The sequence below is a fragment of the Streptomyces sp. NPDC005574 genome (genome assembly GCF_040605435.1).
Lineage (GTDB): Bacteria > Actinomycetota > Actinomycetes > Streptomycetales > Streptomycetaceae > Streptomyces.
The window spans coordinates 1-1,805 of sequence record NZ_JBEXCW010000289.1; the positions used below are offsets into that span (position 1 = coordinate 1).

The following is a 1,805-nucleotide window of genomic DNA, read 5'->3' on the forward strand; positions in this document are numbered from 1 at the left end:
CATATACGTGGTGAACGTGTGAGATCGAGGTGTGTGAGGCCTCCGTTGTCGGGGGTTGCGGTGGTGACGGTGGGGGCGTTGCTTGCCTCGCTTGTTGGGCAGGGGGTGGTGTTGGCGTCGTCTGCTTCTGCTGTGGTGAGGGGGGCGGTGGCGCTGAAGCCTGGTCTGCCGGCGGGGCCGGTATTGGCGGCGCCGGGTACTCCGGTTTCGGTGGCGGCGAATAATTCGGCGTATTTGCCGGGGTCTTCGCAGGTGGGGTCGAACGGTTCATATTCTTATTCGATTCCGTTCGCGGTGCCGCAGGGCCGGGCGGGGGTGCAGCCTGGGTTGTCGCTGGAGTATTCCAGTGGTGGCGGGAACGGCCTGCTGGGTATGGGCTGGTCGCTGGCTGGTTTGTCGTCGATTTCGCGGTGTGCGAAGACGAAGGCGACCGAGGGCATCGCCGCGGGGGTGAAACTGGATACTTCGGATGCGTTCTGTCTGAACGGGCAGAAACTCATCACGGTGAAGACCGGCGACAACGCGCCCAAAGACAATGGTGAGGACGGCGCCGAGTACCGTACGGAAGCGGACAAATTTTCGCGGATCATTTCGCATGTGAAGGCTTCGAGCGCCGGGTTGGGGCCGGATACGTTCACGGAGGAGACTCGGGACGGCCGGACCCGGGTCTTTACCGCTCTTACCGCGAATCAGGTGAAGGCGGGGGTGAACCTGGATGCGGTGTCTCCGGCAGAGGGTGACAGCACCACCACTGCTAAGCGGGTGGTGTGGCTGGAGACGAGTGAGGTGGATCACTCGGGCAATGCGATGGATTTCACCTACAAGCAGGTTTCGGGAACGGGGACGTTCAATCCGGACGAGATTCATTACACCTCGAACACTTCGAATGGTAATACGGCTGAGGCGAAGCGGTATGTGAAGTTCGAGTACTCGTCTGGGCGTCCTGATGTGGTGCAGCATTTCCAGGCGGGGGTGTCGTACAAGCAGACGCAGCGGCTGGCCGGGGTCAGCATGTGGGCGCCGAATCCTGCGAATGTCGCTCAGGTGTGGCGCTATAACCTTGCTTATCAGGCCAGTAGTACGGGGCAGAGTCTGCTGTCGTCGGTTCAGCGGTGTGACAAGGACTCGAATGGCTGTACCCGTTCGAAGAAGTTCGACTGGTATGACCGTGCCGGAAAGCCCACGTTCACTGCTTCGTCGCAGGCTCTGAGTCACGGGGTGACCAGTTCCGGGAGCGGGAAGGTAGCCGACTACAACGGCGATGGTGTCGATGACCTGCTCTACGCCTTCGACAACGGCGGTGCCGTGGCGCCCGAACTCCGCATGGGTGCCCGCCCCTCCTCGGGGGGGAAGGCGCCGCTGGAGTCCAAGTTCGCTACCTCGTTGAGCAGCGATCATTTCTCCGACGGTCGGCCGCTGGACCTGGAAGCGGACGGCAAGCACGAGTACGCTCCCGCGAACGCTTCGGGCGGCACGGACAAGATTTACCGGTGGAACAGCACCACCAACGTCTTCGAGGACACCGGCAAGACAGTGCCGAGTGACCATTCGGACTTCGGTGACCTGGACGGTGACGGTCTGATGGACCTCATCGGTGACGATCAGGCGCTGTTCGGGCATGACATGACGTTCCGGCTGAACACCGGCAACGGGTTCGGGCCCTATGTGCAGTCCACTTTCGCCGGCGGTCCGCAGACCTCCGGTAATGGCCAGGGTGAGTGGTGTCACCTGCGGGTGCTGGACACCGATGGTGATGGTCGGGCCGAGCTGGTCGGCAATGAGCTGGTCGGTGGCGTCTGTGCGCC

The 1,805-nt window shown here is 62.3% G+C and carries 1 protein-coding gene; it reads left to right on the forward strand.

Translation table 11 applies throughout. The annotated features are described in order from the left end of the window. Positions 1 to 147 precede the first annotated feature (147 nt). Positions 148 to 1,805: SpvB/TcaC N-terminal domain-containing protein (locus ABZT03_RS44200; protein WP_356049962.1), on the forward strand; the 1,658-nt coding region annotated here is incomplete at its 3' end.